The sequence below is a fragment of the Microbacterium binotii genome (assembly GCF_021398715.1).
GTDB classification, from domain to species: domain Bacteria; phylum Actinomycetota; class Actinomycetes; order Actinomycetales; family Microbacteriaceae; genus Microbacterium; species Microbacterium binotii_A.
Window position 1 is genome coordinate 1,431,828 of sequence record NZ_CP090347.1, and the last position, 15,818, is coordinate 1,447,645.

The following is a 15,818-nucleotide window of genomic DNA, read 5'->3' on the forward strand; positions in this document are numbered from 1 at the left end:
TCCTGGATAGGCTGAGCGGGTGAAGATCGCTCGTTTCAGCCACCAGGACGCCATCGCTTACGGAATCGTCGACGACGACGAGCTCGTGCAGCTCGCCGGGGACCCGATGTTCGCCGGATTCGAGCCCACGGGCACGCGCATCCCGATCGCGGATGTGGCGCTGCTGGCTCCGGTGATCCCGCGGTCCAAGGTCGTGGCGATCGGACGCAACTACCGCGCCCACGCGGAGGAGCTCGGCAACGACGTCCCCGCCGAGCCGCTCATGTTCCTCAAGCCCAACACCGCGGTGATCGGTCCCGGCGACGTCATCGTGCGCCCCACGCAGTCCGAGCGGGTCGACTTCGAGGGTGAGCTGGTCGTGGTGATCGGTCGCATCGCGAAGAACGTGCCGGTGGAGAAGGCCCTCGACGTCGTGTTCGGATACACGGTCGGCAACGACGTGACCGCCCGCGACCTCCAGCGCAGCGACGGCCAGTGGTCGCGCGCCAAGGGCTTCGACACCTTCTGCCCGCTCGGACCCGTCATCGAGACGGAGTTCGATCCCGCATCCGCCGCGCGCGTCGTGACTCGCGTCAACGGCGACGAGCGCCAGTCGGCCCCGCTCACCGATCTGATGTTCCCGATCGCCGAGCTGGTCGCGTACGCGTCGTCGGTGTTCACGCTGCTTCCGGGCGACGTCATCATGACCGGAACCCCCGCCGGCGTCGGCCCGCTCGTGGCCGGTGACGAGGTCGAGGTCGAGGTCGAGGGGATCGGCGTTCTGCGCAACACCGTGCGCGATGCCTGAAGCTCTTGATCTGCTGCCGGATGCGGCGGAGCTGACCCGCATCCGGCGCCGCACGCTGTGGTTGCTCTCATCCGGACAGATCCTCGGCGGCATCGCGTTCGGGGCGACGATCTCGCTCGGCGCGATTCTGGCCACCGAGCTGTCCGGTGACGAGGCGTTCTCCGGCTGGGCGACGGCGGCGGTCACCCTGGGGGCGGCGGCGTTCGCCATCCCGCTCGCGGCCCTCGCCCGTCGGAACGGGCGCCGTCCCGCGCTCGCGGCCGGGCTCTCGGTGGCACTTGTCGGCGTCCTCCTCGTCATCGGGGCGGTGGCGGCCGCATCCTTCCCGCTGCTGCTGGCGGGTGTCGTGCTGATCGGTGCCGGGCAGGCGGCGAACCTGCAGTCGCGTTTCGCCGCGGCCGATCTCGCGACGGATGCGTCGCGCGGTCGTGACATCTCGGTCGTGGTCTGGGCGACGACGGTCGGAGCGGTCCTGGGCCCCAACCTCGTCGGACCGGGACAGGCGCTCGGCGACCTCGTCGGCATGCCGCCGCTGACCGGCCCCTATCTGTTCACGATCGTCGCCCAGGTGCTGGCCGTCATCTTGTACGTCGCCGCCCTACGGCCCGATCCGCTCGTGCTGGCGCAGCGCCTGGTCGCCAGGGATGCGGCGGGCGCGGGCCCTCGGATTGCACGCGCCGACCGGCCCGTGGCCGCGCGGTACGCGATCCTCGCGATCGCCGCCTCTCACGGCACGATGGTCGCCGTCATGGCCATGACGCCCGTGCACCTCGTCCACCACGGTGCGAGCCTCACCGTCGTCGGGCTCACCATCAGCCTGCACATCGCCGGGATGTACGCCCTGTCGCCGGTGTTCGGCATCCTCGCCGACCGGATCGGTCGGGTGACGACGGTTCTGCTGGGACAGGGGCTGCTGGCCGCATCGTTGCTGGTGTCAGGACTGGGGCAGAACTCGAACATCGCGGTCACCGTCGGCCTCGTGCTCCTCGGACTCGGTTGGAGCGCCTCGACCGTGGCGGGCGCGGCGCTGCTCGTGGAGACCAGCAGCGAGGCGATGCGCACCCGCAGGCAGGGACGCAGCGACCTCGCGATGAACCTGGTGGGAGCGGCCGGTGCGATCCTGGCCGGACTCATTCTCGGATGGATCGGATTCGGCGGTCTGGCCTTCGTGACCCTCGCGCTCGTGGTGCTCGTGGTGGTGGCGTCTCCGCTGGCGCGCTCGAGACGCGGCGCGGCCTAGCGGAGGGCGCGGAGCGCGCGGTGGACGTCGTCCTGGTCGTTGAAGACGTGGAACGCGAGACGCGCGCGTCCGGCGCGGCCGGATGCGGTGATGCCAGCGGTCCGCAGACGCGCGAGGTCGGAGGCATCCGAGTCGGGCCACGTCACGATCGCGCTCGGCGTGGCGGGTGAGGGCAGGCCCATGCCGGAGAGGAAGCGCGTCGCGAGGTTCGTCGTGTGCCGGTGGATCGCGGACATGTCGGCGTCCGCGAAGAGCCCGAGTGCGGGTTCGGCCCCCACGAACGCCTGCCAGGCGGGGGATACGTCGAAGCGGCGGGCGTCTGAGGCCAGCGTCGCGGCGTCGCCGTAGCAGGACTGCCAGGGATCCGCGCCCGCGTACCAGCCGGCGTGCAACGGCGTCAGGGTGGTGGCGAACTCGTCACTGAGAGCGAGGAAGGCCACTCCTCGCGGGGCGCACAGCCACTTGTACGCATGGACGACGAACGCGTCGAAGGCAGAGGCGTCGACCGGGAGCCAGCCGACGGCCTGCGTGCCGTCGCACAGCGTTCGAGCTCCCACCGCGCGAGCGGCGGCGGCGATCGCCGCATGATCGGCGACCTCGCCCGAGGCCGACTGCACGATCGAGAAGGCCACCAGTGCTGTGTCGGGACGTACCGCGTCGGCGAGCTCCGCCAGCGGCGCGCAGCGCACGCGGAGCCCGCCGCGGTGCACGAACGGGAGGACGAGCGAGGAGAAGTCGCCGTCCGGCACGAGCACCTCGCTGCCCTCGGGCAGGGATGCCGCGATGAGGCTCACCAGAACCGAAGTCTGAGACCCGATCGCGACGCGCTCGGGTGCGACCTGCAGCAGTCGTGCGGCGTGCCGGCGCGTCTGCTCGACGACAACGGAGTAGGCCGCGGCATCCGCTCCGTGCGTCACCGAACGCATGATGTCGGCGATCAGGGCATCGCGACTCGCGCGCGGCGGTAGCCCGCCGGTGCAGGCGGCGAGGTAGTCCCGACCGCCGTCGAAGGCCGCGCGGACGGCGGCGAGATCCAGCGGTGCGGTCATGTCTCCAGCATCGGGATGCGTGCGACAGAGGTCTACGGCAGAAGGGGCATCGCGTTCATAAGCTCGCGTTATATATTCGGCGCATGGCCGATCAGGATGAGGGCGAGCTCGCCGTTCAGGCGTTCCGCGTGATGCGTGCGATCGCCGAGACCGGATCGATCACCGCGGCTGCCGCATCCCTCGGCTACAGCCAGCCCGCCGTCAGCCAGCAGGTGCGCCGGATCGAGGGCCGCGTCGGGATGCCGGTGGTCGAGCGTGTCGGGCGGCGGGTGCGCCTCACCGAAGCCGGCGCAGTGCTCGCCCGGCACGCGGATGCGGTCGCACGCTCCATCGACGCGGCCGCCGATGAGCTGGCACAGCTGCGCGGGCTCGCCTCGGGGCGCGTGCGGCTGACCGGGTTCCCGTCGGCGTCGCCGACGCTCGTTCCGCGGGTGCTCGCGGCGCTCTCGGAGAAGGCTCCCGGGCTCGCGGTCACCTATGTCGAGGCGGAACCGCCGGAGGCGATGGCCGCGGTGCGGGAAGACCGCGCGGACATCGCGCTCACGTTCAGCTACCCGGGCGATGAGAACGATCCGCACGGCGAGAGCGCGCGCGGACTCGTCGTGCGCACCCTCGGCGCGGACCGCATGTTCGTCGTGGTCCCCGACGGGCATGAGCTGGTCGGCGCTTCCGTCGTCCAACTCGGCGAGCTCGCCGACGCATCCTGGATCGCGGGCTGCCCGCGGTGTCGCGGTCACCTGCTCGAGCTCTGCGCCCGCGCAGGCTTCACGCCGCGGATCGCGTTCGAAACCGACAACATCGTCGCGGTGGAGAACCTTGTGGCCCGAGGTACCGGAGTGGCGACCCTGCCCGGCCTCGCCCTCGACTCCTTCCCGCTGCTGCCGGGCGTGCAGGCGGTGCCGCTGCCGCCGGGGGAGCAGCGGACACTGCATGTGGTGACGGCCGCCGACGCCCACCGGGTGCCCGCGCTTCGCCTCGCGCTGGCGGCGGTCGGCGAGGCGGCACAGGCAGCCGGGGTGGGCCGCGGCACGGCGGGGCGACGCGGGTAGGCTGGGAGCCTATGGTTTCCGTACCCGATCCCCGCACCACGACCGCAACCGGCTCCGACATCCGGGTGCGGTTCTGCCCCTCGCCCACGGGACTGCCGCACGTCGGGCTCATCCGCACCGCCCTGTTCAACTGGGCCTACGCCCGGCACAACGGCGGCAAGCTCGTCTTCCGCATCGAAGACACGGATGCGGCCCGCGACAGCGAGGAGAGCTACCAGCAGCTTCTCGAGGCGCTGCGCTGGCTCGAGATCGACTGGGACGAGGGCGTCGAGGTCGGCGGGCCCCACGCGCCGTACCGGCAGTCGCAGCGACACGAGCTCTACCGCGAGGTGCTCGACAAGCTGCTCGCCGCCGGCGTCGTGTACGAGAGCTACTCGACGGCCGAGGAGATCGACGCGCGCAACGAGGCGAACGGTCGCGCCAAGCAGCTCGGTTACGACAACTACGACCGCACGCTCACCGAGGAGCAGAAGGCCGCGTTCCGCGCCGAGGGACGCGAACCCGCCTACCGCCTGCGCGTGCCGGATGAGGACCTCACCTACGTCGACCTCATCCGCGGCGAGGTGACGTTCCCCGCAGGGTCCTTCCCCGACTTCGTCATCGTGCGTGCGGGCGGCGTGCCGCTGTACACGTTCGTGAATCCCGTCGACGACGCTCTCATGGGCATCACGCACGTCATCCGCGGCGAGGACCTCATGCCCTCGACCGCGCGTCAGCTCTCGCTGTACCGCGCGCTGATCGAGGCGGGCGTCACCGACTTCGTGCCGCGTTTCGGTCACATGCCGCTGGTGCTGGGGGAGGAGGGCAACAAGAAACTCTCCAAGCGCGATCCGAAGGCCGACCTCTTCCTGCAGCGCGAGAAGGGCTTCATCTACGAGGGTCTGCTCAACTACCTCTCGCTGCTCGGCTGGTCGCTCGCGCCCGATCGCGATGTGTTCTCGCTCGACGAGCTCGTCGAGGCCTTCGACATCGCCGACGTGAACCCCAATCCGGCCCGCTTCGACCAGAAGAAGGCCGAGTCCATCAACGGCGATCACATCCGGATGCTGGCGCCCGAGGACTTCGCGACCCGCATCCTGCCGTACCTGCGCGACGCCGGGATCATCGGCGAGACGCTCGACGATCGCGAGCGTGCGCTCATCGCCGCCGCGGCGCCGCTCGTGCAGGAGCGTGTGCAGCTGCTGGGCGATGTGCCGGGCCTTCTCGGCTTCCTCTTCCGCGACGACGTGGAGTACGCCGACGACGCCCTCGCGTCGCTGCCGGCCAACGCGGGCGAGGTGCTGGTCGCCTCGGTCAACGCGCTCGAGCTCGTGCCGCACGCAGAGTTCGCGGCCGCATCCGTGCAGGAGGCGCTGCAGAAGGCGCTGATCGAGGAGCTCGGCCTGAAGCCCCGCATCGCGTACGGACCGCTCCGGGTCGCCGTCAGCGGTCGTCGCGTGTCGCCGCCGCTGTTCGAGTCGATGGAGTTGCTCGGCAAGAGCGAGAGCATCCGCCGGCTCGATGCCCTGGTGCAGAAGATCGGCTGACGCGGTCGCTCATCCTGCGGTGCAGGAGTAGAGCGTCGCGCCCGCGGGGGCATCGGTGACAAGGGTGCAGGCGGATGTCACCCATGCGCTGATGTCCTTCGTGGAGGTCGACGCCGATCGGGTGCTTCCCGCTCCTGCTCCCGATGTGCCGGAGCCGAGCACGTACGTGACCTCGCCGTCGGCGACCATCTGCTGGAACGCGGCAAGGGTCGGTACATCGTCACTGCCGTCGAATCCGCCGATGGGCAGCACTGAGCCGCCGTGGGAGGCGAGGATCAGCTGCGCCGCCGACTGCGCGCCGAACGTGGCGACGAGGTACTTCGCGTCGCCCTGACGCTCCGTGAGGTACAGCAGCAGCGCCGCGCTCGAGCTCGTCTCGCCGGGCGCGCCCGTGGGATGCAGTCCGCCGCGGGCGCCGGTCTGCGCGCCGACGGACGGCGCGTGCGGCCTCGTGCCGCCCGCCGATCCGCCGAACGTCGTGGCGCCGGGTCGGGAGCCCCCGAACCCACCGCCGCCACCGGGCATCTGGGAGACACCCGCGGCGGTGGGATTGATCGAGCTCGGTGCACTGATCGTCAGCACCGACCAGGCCGCCGGCGTCAGCAGGAGGGCGATCACCGCGACCGTGGCCGTCACCCAGCGCAGCGCCTTAGCCTTGCGTTCGAGGACGAGGAGCAGGATCGCGGCCGCGGCGATCGCGGCCTGCAACCAGGCGATGACCGGGCTCGGCTGGGAGTACATCGCCGCGATCAGGACAGCAGTGATCGCCGCGACGGCGATGAGAAGAACCTGCGGCCACAGGAGGCCTCGTGAACGCGCGACGGCGAATGCAGCTGCGAGGAGGAGGGCGACGGGGATCGCGAGCGCCGACGTGTAGAACTGGTGCATCCCCGCGACCAGCGAGAACATCGCCACTTCGGTCGCGAACCATCCCCCGAGGAACATGACGGTCGCCGGGCGCCACCGCAGGATGAAGAGAATCACGACGGCCGCGACGGCCGCGGGCAGCAGCCACGCGATCTGTCCGGCGAGTTCGGTGTTGAACAGTCGCAGCGGGCCAGGATCGCCCGAGAAAGCCGGCGTGAACGAGCGGTAGGCGGCCGAGTCGGCGGTGGCGCTGAATCGTCCGAGGCCGTTGTAGCCGAACACCATCTCCCACGGATTGTTGCTGTTCGTTCCGCCGACGTACGGGCGATCGGATGCGGGAACGAGCCATACAGCGGCCACCCAGGCGAGCGAGACTACTAGGCTCACGGCTCCGGCCAGGAGGGTGTGCCAGATGCGACGCCACCACGGCTGGCGCGTGCACAGGTAGGCCGCCGCGAGCGCCGGCCAGACCGCCCACGCCTCGAGCATGTAGGTCTGGAAGGCCACGCCGACCAGCGCTCCGGTGAGCAGGTACCAGCCGAGGCTCCGTTGCTGGATCGCCCGCACCGCCCCCACGCCACCAACGCGAGCGCGAGCACGAAGAAGGTCTGCGGCTGATTCGACCGCGCGACCGCGACGAGGATCGGTGTGCTGGCCACCACGGCCCCCGCGAGCAGACCACCCGTCGTCCCGACCAACCGACGCGCGGTGAACGCGGTGATGACGGCCGCCGCGGTGGCGGCGATGGCGTTCGGCAGGATGACGGCCGCCGGTGAGAAGCCGAACAGGCGCACGGCAAGGGCGGGGATCCAGAAGGAGCCCGGAATCTTGTCGAGCGACACCGTGCCGGCGGGGTCGAAGGCGCCGAAGAACAGGTTCGACCAGCTCTTGCTCATCGACATGGCGACGGCGCCGTAGTAGTCGCTCATCGATGCGGACACCTGCCATCCGGTCAGGACAGCGGCGACGACCACGATCAGAACGAGCCCCACAGGCCACGCGGCACGGGCCCGCCATGATCCGGCGATAGGAGCGGAGACAGCAGTCATGGCCGAACCGTACGAGCGTCACTGAGGGATTCGGGATGAGCAGTCGATGGCGTCGCCGTGAGCGTGCGCCGGTTTGGGATTGCCGCGGGCGTGGGCTAAGCTCTTCTCTTGGCGCTACTTCGGTAGAAGCCGGTGGGGTATGGTGTAATTGGCAACACGGCTGATTCTGGTTCAGTTGTTCTTGGTTCGAGTCCAGGTACCCCAGCAAGACAGATAGCCCCGGAAATCCGCGTCATAGTGGACCACCGGGGCTCTTGCTTTCGGCGGGTGACGTCACGCTCAGTGAGCCTCCCGAGCGCCGAACGCGGCGCCCGATAGGCTGGCCGGGTGGCTGGCGTGACGAGGCGGACCGGGGGAGCGCGATGAGCTCGCCCGCTGTCGGCGCCCGCGCGGCGGACGGCGTCTTCGACGGGCTCCGCGAAGAGATCGTCACCGGCCGTCTTGCTGTCGGAGAGAGGCTCCCGTCGGAGGCAGCCCTCGCCGAGCGCTACGGCGTCAGCCGTCCGAGCGTCCGCGAGGCCATCCGCTCGCTCCAGACCCTCGGCCTCACCCGTACCCGGACGGGCAGCGGAACGTACGTCGTCTCGGACCGACCCACTCTCGCCCTCGGCTACGGCGACTTCTCACCGCGCGATCTGAGCGAGGCGCGACCGCACATCGAGGTGCCCGCCGCGGGCCTCGCCGCCGAGCGACGCACCGACGCACAGCACGCCGAGCTCGTGGCGCTCTGCGATCGCATGGACGCCACGACCGACCCGGAGGAGTGGGTCGAGCTGGACTCCCGCTTCCACGTGCTCGTGGCCGAAGCATCCGGAAATGCGGTGTTCGCCCGTGCCGTCGGCGACATCCGTGACGCCCTCAGCCATCAGTCCGGCGTCGTGAACCTCATCGCGGATCGTCGCGAACCCTCTTCCCGAGAGCACCGGGCGATCGCCGAGGCGATCGGCATCGGCTCGGCCATCGAGGCGCGCGAGGCGATGCGCGCGCACCTCGGCGCCGTCGAACGCGTCGTCAGCCCGCTGTCGGAACCAGCTTCTCGGGACTGAGCGCCGCCACCAAGGTGTCGGCATCCAGCAGCCCACGCTCGAGCACGACTTCGGGCACGGAACGCCCCGAGCGCAGCGCCTCACCGGCGACCTCGGTCGCGGCGCGGTAGCCGATCAGGGGGTTGAGGGCGGTGGCGAGTCCGATCGAGTCCGTCACGCGGGCGGCCATCACCTCCGGACGGGCCTGGATGCCGCTCACGCACCGCTCGGCGAGCAGGCGGCAGGCCGCGGTCAGGTGCGCGATGCTCTGCGACAGCGCGCGCACGATGACCGGCTCGAACGCATTCAACTGCAGCTGACCCGCCTCGGCGGCGAGGGTGACGGCGAGATCGTCGGCGATGACGGTGTACGCGACCTGGGTGACCATCTCGGGGATCACGGGATTCACCTTGCCCGGCATGATGCTCGATCCCGCCTGCAGCGCCGGCAGGGTGATCTCGCCGAGTCCCGCGCGCGGTCCCGACGACAGCAGGCGCAGATCGTTGCACGTCTTCGAGAGCTTCACGGCGATGCGCTTGAGCATGCCCGACAGATGGACGAAGGCGCCCGGATCCTGCGTGGCCTCGACGAGATCTGCGGCGGGGGTGAAGGGGTGCCCCGTCAGCTCAGCGAGGTGTCGCACGGCCAGCGGGCCATAGCCGGCGGGAGCGTTCAGGCCGGTGCCGATCGCCGTCGCACCGAGGTTCACCTCGAGGAGCAGCCGCGCCGACTCGCGAAGTCGCTGCCGGTCCTCGTCGATCATGACCCCGAACGCGCCGAACTCCTGGCCGAGGGTCATCGGCACCGCATCCTGCAACTGCGTCCGCCCGATCTTGACGAAACCCGCGAACTCTGCGGCTTTCGCGGCGAACGCGTCGTGCAGGACGCCCATCGCCGCATCCAGCCCGTCGACGCCCTCGACGAGCGCGACATCGATCGCCGTCGGGTAGGCGTCGTTGGTCGACTGGCTCAGGTTGACGTGGTCGTTCGGGTGCAGGTGGGCGTACTCGCCCTTCGCGTGCCCGAGGATCTCCAGCGCGCGGTTGGCGATCACCTCGTTCGCGTTCATGTTCGTCGACGTGCCCGCTCCGCCCTGGATCACGTCGACGACGAACTGGTCTGCGAGCGCGCCGCTCCGGATCTCGCGGCAGGCCGCCGCGATGGCGTCGGCGCGCACCGGGTCGAGCAGCCCGAGGTCGCGGTTGGCGAGGGCTGCGGCCTCCTTCACGAACGCGAGTCCGCGGAGCAGGAACGGGTAGGCGCCGATCGGTACGCCGGTCACCGGGAAGTTGTCGCGGGCGCGAGCGGTGTGGACGCCCCAGTAAGCGTCGTGGGGGATCTCGGCGGGTCCGAGGAGGTCGTGCTCGATGCGGGTCGTCGTCATGTCGCTCTCTTCCTTGAGGTGGACGAACGGCGCCAACCTATCAGACAGATTCGACATCTTCATGGTCTGGACTTGACGAATGCGCCCGTCGGGTGTTCAGTTGTCCCCGACCTGTCAGGCAGATAGCACATCCTCCTCCTCACGGCGACGGAGCCGGCGAGACCAGAAAGCGAGAACCCATGACAACGGAGTCGAGCACCTCACAGACGGAGGCCGCGCTGCTGCGCACGGCCTCGATCGCCCAGGCCGAAGGCGCAGGCTTCCACAAGGGTCTGCGCCCGCGACAGATCCAGATGATCGCCATCGGCGGGGCGATCGGAACAGGCCTGTTCATGGGGGCCGGCGGTCGACTCGCGACGGCGGGGCCGGCGCTCGTCCTCGTCTACGCCGTCTGCGCCGTGTTCGCTTTCCTCGTGATGCGGGCGCTGGGCGAGCTGATCGTCCACCGTCCTTCGACCGGCTCGTTCGTGTCGTACGCCCGCGAGTTCTACGGCGAGAAGATGGCATTCGCCGCCGGGTGGATGTACTGGCTCAACTGGGCGATGACCTCTGTGGCCGACGTCACCGCCGTCGCGCTCTACATGAACTTCTTCAAGCAGTACGTCCCCGCCCTCGTCGGGATCCCGCAGTGGGTGTTCGCGCTCGTCGCGCTCGTGCTCGTGCTGACGATGAACCTGCTCTCCGTCAAGGTCTTCGGCGAGCTCGAGTTCTGGTTCGCGATCATCAAGGTCGCCGCTCTGGTCACGTTCCTCGTCGTCGGCATCTTCTTCGTCGTCACCGGCACTCCCGTCGCCGGGACCACCCCCGGCTTCCACCTCATCGTCGACAACGGAGGCGTCTTCCCGAACGGCATCCTCCCGGCCCTCATCGTGGTGCAGGGTGTGGTGTTCGCCTACGCGTCGATCGAGCTCGTCGGCACGGCCGCGGGGGAGACCGAGAACGCCCGCAAGATCATGCCGAAGGCGATCCGGGCCGTCGTGTTCCGTCTCGCCGTCTTCTACGTCGGCTCAGTCCTGCTGTTCGCCCTCCTCCTCCCGTTCTCGAGCTACAGGTCCGGTGAGAGCCCCTTCGTCACCTTCTTCGGATCGATCGGTGTGCAGGGCGCTGATGTGATCATGAACCTCGTCGTGCTGACGGCGGTGGTCTCGTCCCTGAACGCGGGCCTGTACTCCACCGGCCGCATCCTCCACTCGATGGCGGTCACGGGCTCCGCCCCGGCGCCGCTCATGCGGATGAACCGGGCGGGCGTGCCCTACATGGGCATCGCGGTCACCGCCGTCGTCACGGCCCTCGGCGTCGTGCTCAACGCGCTCGTCCCCTCGCAGGCGTTCGAGATCGCGCTGAACGTCTCGGCCCTGGGCATCATCAGTGCCTGGGCGGTCATCATCCTCTGCCAGATCAAGCTCCAGCGACTGGCTCGATCCGGTGTGATGGAACGCCCGTCGTTCCGGATGCCGGGAGCTCCCTACACCGGCTGGGTGACCCTCGTGTTCCTCGCCGCGGTCATCGTCCTCATGGCGCTCGACTTCCCGATCGGCACCTTCACGGTCGGTTCGCTCATCGTGATCGTGCCCGCTCTCATCGGCGGCTGGTTCCTGCTGCGCGACCGCATCAGGATGCTGGCCGCCGAGCAGACCGGCACGATCGCCGCACTGCAGCGCGCGGACGAGGGCGACGCGTGAGCGAAGGTCACCTCGTCGTCATCGCGACCGGCGGCACCATCGCGAGCCGCCGGTCGCCCGACGGGTCGAGCGCTCCCGTCCTCGCCGGAAGCGCTCTGCTCCACGGTCTCGCCGACGGTGACGACGTCCGCGTCGTCGACGCCTTGGCGGCCGACTCGGCGACCTTCACCCTCGCCGACATGCAGCACGTCGTCGACGAGGTCGCCCGCGCCGTCGGCGACGACGACGCGCGCGGTGTGCTCGTTCTGCACGGCACCGACTCGCTCGAGGAGACCTCGCTGCTGGCGGCGATCCAGGTGGGCGTGCCGCGGGTTCCGGTGGTCTTCACCGGTGCACAGTTCACGGCAGACCACCCGGCGTCGGACGGACCGGACAACCTCCGCACCGCCCTCGCCGCGACCCGCGCCGCCCATCCCGGAGTCTGGGTCGCCTTCGGCGGCCGCGTCCTCTCGACCTGGGGCCTGTCGAAGCTCAGCACCGACCGCGCCGATGCGTTCGGACACGCACGAGCGGATGCGGCGGCCGCTCCCCACCTGCCTGGTGACGTGTCACGACTGCGGGTCGACGTCGTCGCGCTGCCGCCCGGCGCCGACGACCTGCACGTGCGCGCCAGTCTCGCCGCTGGAGCCGACGGACTCGTCCTCGAGGCGCTCGGGTCGGGGAACACGACTCCGACGGTCGTCGCCGCGGTCCGCGACGCCGTGGCGGGCGGCACCCCCGTCATCGTCTCGAGCCGTGTTCCGAGGGGCTTTCTCGTCCCCTCGTACGGCGGAGGCGGAGGCGGCGCCGACCTCGCCGAGGCGGGCGCCCTGCACTCACCGACCCTGCGTCCGGGGCAGGCCCGCATCCTGCTGGCGGCGCTGCTGTCGACCGGCGCGGACCGCGACCTCATTGCGGCCGCCGTGGCGGGGCGTGCGCCGGTTCAGCCTTTGGGCGCCAGCACTGCTTCCAGCATCTGAAGACGCTGCGCCGGCGACCCAGTCAGCTCCACCACTCGTGTCCGGCCGACGATGTCGGGGTCGTCGACCAGTTCGAGCAGGACGTCGTTCATCGCCTCACGAAGCGCGAGATGCTCTTCGGCCGACACATGGATCGCATCCGCCGATGTGAGAGGCAGGACGACCAGGAGATCGACCGTGCGCATCGCCTCAGCGGTGCGATCGGCGGCGAGCCGAAGAACGTCCTCGTCCACGGGACGTCCGGTGAGATCCGCGAGCGCGAGAAGGTACGCAAGGAAGTCCAGCGGGCCGCGTTCGGCGATGACATCACCGGCGAGGCCATCCTCGGTGAGCCGCTCTGCCGCCACCCGAAGCTGCGCGGCGAACATGCCGGCACGCGGGGCGTCGTCCGACTCGTCCATCGACTCGAACGGATCCGTCAGAACGGCAAACTGCGGATGCCGCCCGGCGAAGTCGGAGATGAGGGAGCTCTTGCCACTGGCGTGAGTGCCGGACACGACGATGCGCACGAGTCGAAGCTATCTCGCCTCGGGCGCCTACCGGAATGCTGAGCCCTGTGGCAAGACGAGTGAAAGCACGCGGGGCCACGGTCAGGATGGCAGGGTGAGCGAGAACACACGTGATGCCCTTGTCCGCGAGTTGGACCTACGTAAGGCGGCATTCCGATCTGCGGCGGGGAACACCGAAGCGGAGATGGCGGTCTGGGAGGCGGCGGCGAAGCTGCCCGACTGGTTCATCGTCAACCGGGGGACGCCCGAAAAGCCGATGCCCGGCGGATTCTCCTTCGACGAGGTCGGCACGCTCATCGGGGTCTACAGCACCGCAGAGCGCGCGGTGGAAGCAGCGGGAGCAGATGCCACGCTGGTCGCCGCTCCGCTGCCGGAGGCGCTCGACTGGCTGGCATCGTTCGCGCAGAGCGGCGTTGCCGGAATCGTGCTGGATTCGCCGGGACCGTGGACATCGCTGTCGAACCTGCGCTTCTTCCGGCAGTGGATTCCGCAAGAGCGTGAGGCAGCGGACGCGGTGGTGATCGCTCCGCGGGTGCAGGCCGCGGCCGACGCCTACATGGCGGGTCAGAACGACGAGACCTACGGTGCGGTCGTCCGGGAGATCGCGAATGCCGAGCTGTTCGTCGTCTTGGATCCCGCCGGTGACGGCTCCACTCCCGCCAGCATCGTCAACGGTCGCGGCGAACGGATCCTCCTGGCCTTCACCGACTCGGAACGGGTCGACGCGATCTACGCGGGCAAGGAGATCACCGTGGTCCCGCGATCCGGGAGAGAGGTCCTGCGGCTTATCGGAGACGCATTCGACGTGCTGGTGGTGGACCCGCAGCATCCGTCCTCGATCGCGCTGACTCCCGAGTGGATCGGTGACGAGCTCCGCTGAGGCACACGCACGTCTTCCGCTGCCGCCGGCGGGGCGGCAGAATCGTGCCGTGTCCATGAGTGAGCCGTTCATGCCCGCGCACGAGCCCCACCCCTCCGACGACCCTCGCGATGTCGATCTCGATCGCGACGTCGACGTGATCGACGAACCGGCAGCCGACGAGTCGTCGACGGATGCGGCCCAGCCGGACACACCGAGCGACTTCCGCACCCCGCATCCCGGCGACCGGCTGACCGAGGCGAGGTTGCACGAGGACTTCGGCGACAGCTGAAGCCCAGCCGTCGCATCGAGGATCCACGGTGCGCGCATAGATCACGCTGCGAGCATCCGGCGGTGCGGGTTCGATCTGTCATGGCGGTCGCGCTGCTCCTCATGGTGGTTCTCAGCGGCTGCGCGGTCCTTCGGGGACTCGCCATGCCGGACTCGGCGACGCTCGCTTCGGGGGACCGCCGATCCGTCTCAGAACCCACGGTCCCCGCTCAGACGTGCGCCACCATCAGGGCCCAGCTGTCGCTGACGGACGGAGCCGCCGACGACGCCGACGAGGCGGCTGCCCCCGACACGGCACGGATCCAGCAGGCGATGGATGAGTGTGCCCAGACCGGCGACTCCGTCGTGGCGGTTCGCCTGGCCGCATCCGGACCGCTGACGGACTTCCTCACGGCACCGCTCACCGTTCGGCAGGGCGAGGTGCTCGTACTCGACTCCGTCGTGACGCTATACGCCTCACGCAATCCCGCCGACTACCAGATCGCGGGTCGAGAGGCCTGCGGCACGGTGGGCAGAAGCGGCGGTGGGTGCGCGCCGCTGCTGACTCTCTCCGGTGCGCACACCGGTCTGACGTCGGCACCCGATGCGGCAGGGCGCCAGGGTCGCATCGACGGACGCGGGGGACAGACGATGTGGGGAGCGCAGCAGAGCTGGTGGGACCTCGCAGAGGCGGCGAAGGGCCACGGGATCCAGAACGTGCCGCGGCTCGTCCAAGCGTCGAAGGCGGATGACGTCACCCTGCACGACGTCGACCTGGTCGACGCCCCCGGTGTTCATGTCTCCTTCCAGAACGCCGACGGGCTCACCGTCTGGGGAGTGCGCATCCAGACACCCGCGACCGCGCGGAACACCGACGGGATCGATCCCGCGGGCGCGACGGATGTCACCATCGCCGACTCGTGGATCATGGACGGGGATGACGGCATCGCCGTCAAAGCCGGTTCGCAACCGTCAGCGCACATCTCGATCCTCGGGAACCACCTCTTCGGCACCCACGGAATCTCGATCGGCAGCGAGACGACGGCCGGTGTGAGCGACGTGCTCGTCGCCGACGACACCGTCAGCGGCACCGACGCCTTGGGAAACGTCAGTGCGTCATCGACCGGCATCCGGATCAAGAGCTCGCCCAAGGTGGGCGGCGTCGTGCAGCAGGTGACGTACCGGCGCATCTGCATCGATGCCGTCAAGGCGCCGATCGACATCGATCCGTTCTACGGGGGCACGAACGGTCCGAACATCCCGCGGTTCCAGGACATCGTCGTGTCGGATCTGCGCGCCGCGAACTCGCCACACGGAGCGGCCTCGGTGCTGAAGGGGGTGGACGCCGCGCATCCGTTGCGCGTGCGGCTCGAGAACGTGGACGTGGATGCGGGCGCGGTGCAGGCCTCCGACGCTGACATCACCGCATCCGGAGCTGTCTTCGGCGGGGCCGAACTGGCCTCGAGCGATCGCGACGTACACGTCTCCGATGCATCGAGCCCCACGGGTACATCCCAGGCGGGATCGTGCGGCTTCCCGCCGTATCCGCCGCTCTGATCGATC

General features: G+C 69.7%; 14 protein-coding genes and 1 tRNA gene. 11 read left to right on the forward strand and 4 right to left on the reverse strand.

Annotated features, from left to right (window positions below; translation table 11 throughout):
• Positions 1 to 19: 19 nt before the first annotated feature.
• Positions 20 to 787 (forward strand): fumarylacetoacetate hydrolase family protein, encoded by a 768-nt coding sequence (locus LXM64_RS07220; protein ID WP_234075241.1) that lies wholly within the window; start codon positions 20 to 22, stop codon positions 785 to 787.
• Positions 780 to 2,027, forward strand: a complete 1,248-nt coding sequence (locus LXM64_RS07225) for an MFS transporter (protein ID WP_234075242.1) — start codon at positions 780 to 782, stop codon at positions 2,025 to 2,027. Before LXM64_RS07220 ends, LXM64_RS07225 begins: the two co-directional genes overlap by 8 nt.
• Here the strand turns inward: LXM64_RS07225 and LXM64_RS07230 are convergent.
• Complete coding sequence (locus LXM64_RS07230) at positions 2,024 to 3,076, reverse strand: aminotransferase class V-fold PLP-dependent enzyme (protein ID WP_234075243.1); 1,053 nt, start codon at positions 3,074 to 3,076, stop codon at positions 2,024 to 2,026. The genes LXM64_RS07225 and LXM64_RS07230 overlap by 4 nt on opposite strands.
• Positions 3,077 to 3,159: 83 nt before the next feature.
• Here LXM64_RS07230 and LXM64_RS07235 point away from each other — a divergent pair, with 83 nt between their 5' ends.
• A complete protein-coding gene (locus tag LXM64_RS07235; protein ID WP_234075244.1) occupies positions 3,160 to 4,125 on the forward strand; it encodes a LysR family transcriptional regulator in 966 nt (321 codons plus the stop codon).
• Between the two features lie 11 nt (positions 4,126 to 4,136).
• Complete coding sequence (gltX, locus tag LXM64_RS07240) at positions 4,137 to 5,651, forward strand: glutamate--tRNA ligase (protein WP_234075245.1); 1,515 nt, start codon at positions 4,137 to 4,139, stop codon at positions 5,649 to 5,651.
• A 1,250-nt stretch (positions 5,652 to 6,901) separates the two neighbouring features.
• Here the strand turns inward: gltX and LXM64_RS16150 are convergent.
• A complete protein-coding gene (locus LXM64_RS16150) occupies positions 6,902 to 7,567 on the reverse strand; it encodes an ArnT family glycosyltransferase (RefSeq protein ID WP_234075246.1) in 666 nt (221 codons plus the stop codon).
• A gap of 133 nt (positions 7,568 to 7,700) precedes the next feature.
• On the opposite strand from LXM64_RS16150, the gene LXM64_RS07250 reads away from it, so the two are divergent.
• Together LXM64_RS07250 and LXM64_RS07255 are read left to right on the forward strand one after the other, a co-directional pair.
• A tRNA-Gln gene (locus tag LXM64_RS07250) sits at positions 7,701 to 7,772 on the forward strand.
• 157 nt (positions 7,773 to 7,929) lie between these two features.
• Positions 7,930 to 8,613 (forward strand): FadR/GntR family transcriptional regulator, encoded by a 684-nt coding sequence (locus LXM64_RS07255; RefSeq protein ID WP_234075247.1) that lies wholly within the window; start codon positions 7,930 to 7,932, stop codon positions 8,611 to 8,613.
• Here LXM64_RS07255 and LXM64_RS07260 read toward each other — a convergent pair.
• On the reverse strand, positions 8,579 to 9,976 hold the full coding sequence (locus LXM64_RS07260; RefSeq protein ID WP_234075248.1) for an aspartate ammonia-lyase: 1,398 nt from the start codon (positions 9,974 to 9,976) through the stop codon (positions 8,579 to 8,581). The two genes, LXM64_RS07255 and LXM64_RS07260, sit on opposite strands and share 35 nt — an antisense overlap.
• Before the next feature lie 179 nt (positions 9,977 to 10,155).
• Between LXM64_RS07260 and LXM64_RS07265 the strand changes: the two genes are divergently transcribed.
• Positions 10,156 to 11,658 (forward strand): amino acid permease, encoded by a 1,503-nt coding sequence (locus LXM64_RS07265; protein ID WP_234075249.1) that lies wholly within the window; start codon positions 10,156 to 10,158, stop codon positions 11,656 to 11,658.
• A complete protein-coding gene (locus LXM64_RS07270; protein WP_234075250.1) occupies positions 11,655 to 12,617 on the forward strand; it encodes an asparaginase domain-containing protein in 963 nt (320 codons plus the stop codon). The genes LXM64_RS07265 and LXM64_RS07270 overlap by 4 nt, the downstream gene beginning before the upstream one ends.
• Here the strand turns inward: LXM64_RS07270 and LXM64_RS07275 are convergent.
• Positions 12,581 to 13,126 carry an AAA family ATPase gene (locus tag LXM64_RS07275; protein WP_234075251.1) on the reverse strand — a complete coding sequence of 182 codons (546 nt, stop codon included), beginning with the start codon at positions 13,124 to 13,126 and terminating at the stop codon, positions 12,581 to 12,583. The genes LXM64_RS07270 and LXM64_RS07275 overlap by 37 nt on opposite strands.
• Before the next feature lie 94 nt (positions 13,127 to 13,220).
• On the opposite strand from LXM64_RS07275, the gene LXM64_RS07280 reads away from it, so the two are divergent.
• The 3 genes from LXM64_RS07280 to LXM64_RS07290 all read left to right on the forward strand — a co-directional run bounded on the left by LXM64_RS07280 (position 13,221) and on the right by LXM64_RS07290 (position 15,812).
• Entirely contained in the window at positions 13,221 to 14,006 is a 786-nt protein-coding gene (locus LXM64_RS07280; protein ID WP_234075252.1) for an SseB family protein, read from the forward strand.
• A 49-nt stretch (positions 14,007 to 14,055) separates the two neighbouring features.
• Positions 14,056 to 14,277: a hypothetical protein gene (locus LXM64_RS07285; protein WP_234075253.1), complete on the forward strand. Its 222-nt coding sequence runs from the start codon at positions 14,056 to 14,058 to the stop codon at positions 14,275 to 14,277.
• 62 nt (positions 14,278 to 14,339) lie between these two features.
• The gene (locus LXM64_RS07290) at positions 14,340 to 15,812 is read left to right on the forward strand and encodes a glycoside hydrolase family 28 protein (RefSeq protein ID WP_234075254.1); all 1,473 of its coding nucleotides are present in this window, start codon (positions 14,340 to 14,342) and stop codon (positions 15,810 to 15,812) included.
• Positions 15,813 to 15,818 lie beyond the last annotated feature (6 nt).

Coding starts and splice junctions, on each gene's coding strand:
- LXM64_RS07235 (WP_234075244.1), top strand. CDS start 3,160: ATGGCCGATCAGGATGAGGGCGAGCTCGCCGTTCAGGCGTTCCGCGTG.
- LXM64_RS07255 (WP_234075247.1), top strand. CDS start 7,930: ATGAGCTCGCCCGCTGTCGGCGCCCGCGCGGCGGACGGCGTCTTCGAC.
- LXM64_RS07260 (WP_234075248.1), bottom strand. CDS start 9,976: ATGACGACGACCCGCATCGAGCACGACCTCCTCGGACCCGCCGAGATC.
- LXM64_RS07225 (WP_234075242.1), top strand. CDS start 780: ATGCCTGAAGCTCTTGATCTGCTGCCGGATGCGGCGGAGCTGACCCGC.
- gltX (WP_234075245.1), top strand. CDS start 4,137: ATGGTTTCCGTACCCGATCCCCGCACCACGACCGCAACCGGCTCCGAC.
- LXM64_RS07230 (WP_234075243.1), bottom strand. CDS start 3,076: ATGACCGCACCGCTGGATCTCGCCGCCGTCCGCGCGGCCTTCGACGGC.
- LXM64_RS07265 (WP_234075249.1), top strand. CDS start 10,156: ATGACAACGGAGTCGAGCACCTCACAGACGGAGGCCGCGCTGCTGCGC.
- LXM64_RS16150 (WP_234075246.1), bottom strand. CDS start 7,567: ATGACTGCTGTCTCCGCTCCTATCGCCGGATCATGGCGGGCCCGTGCC.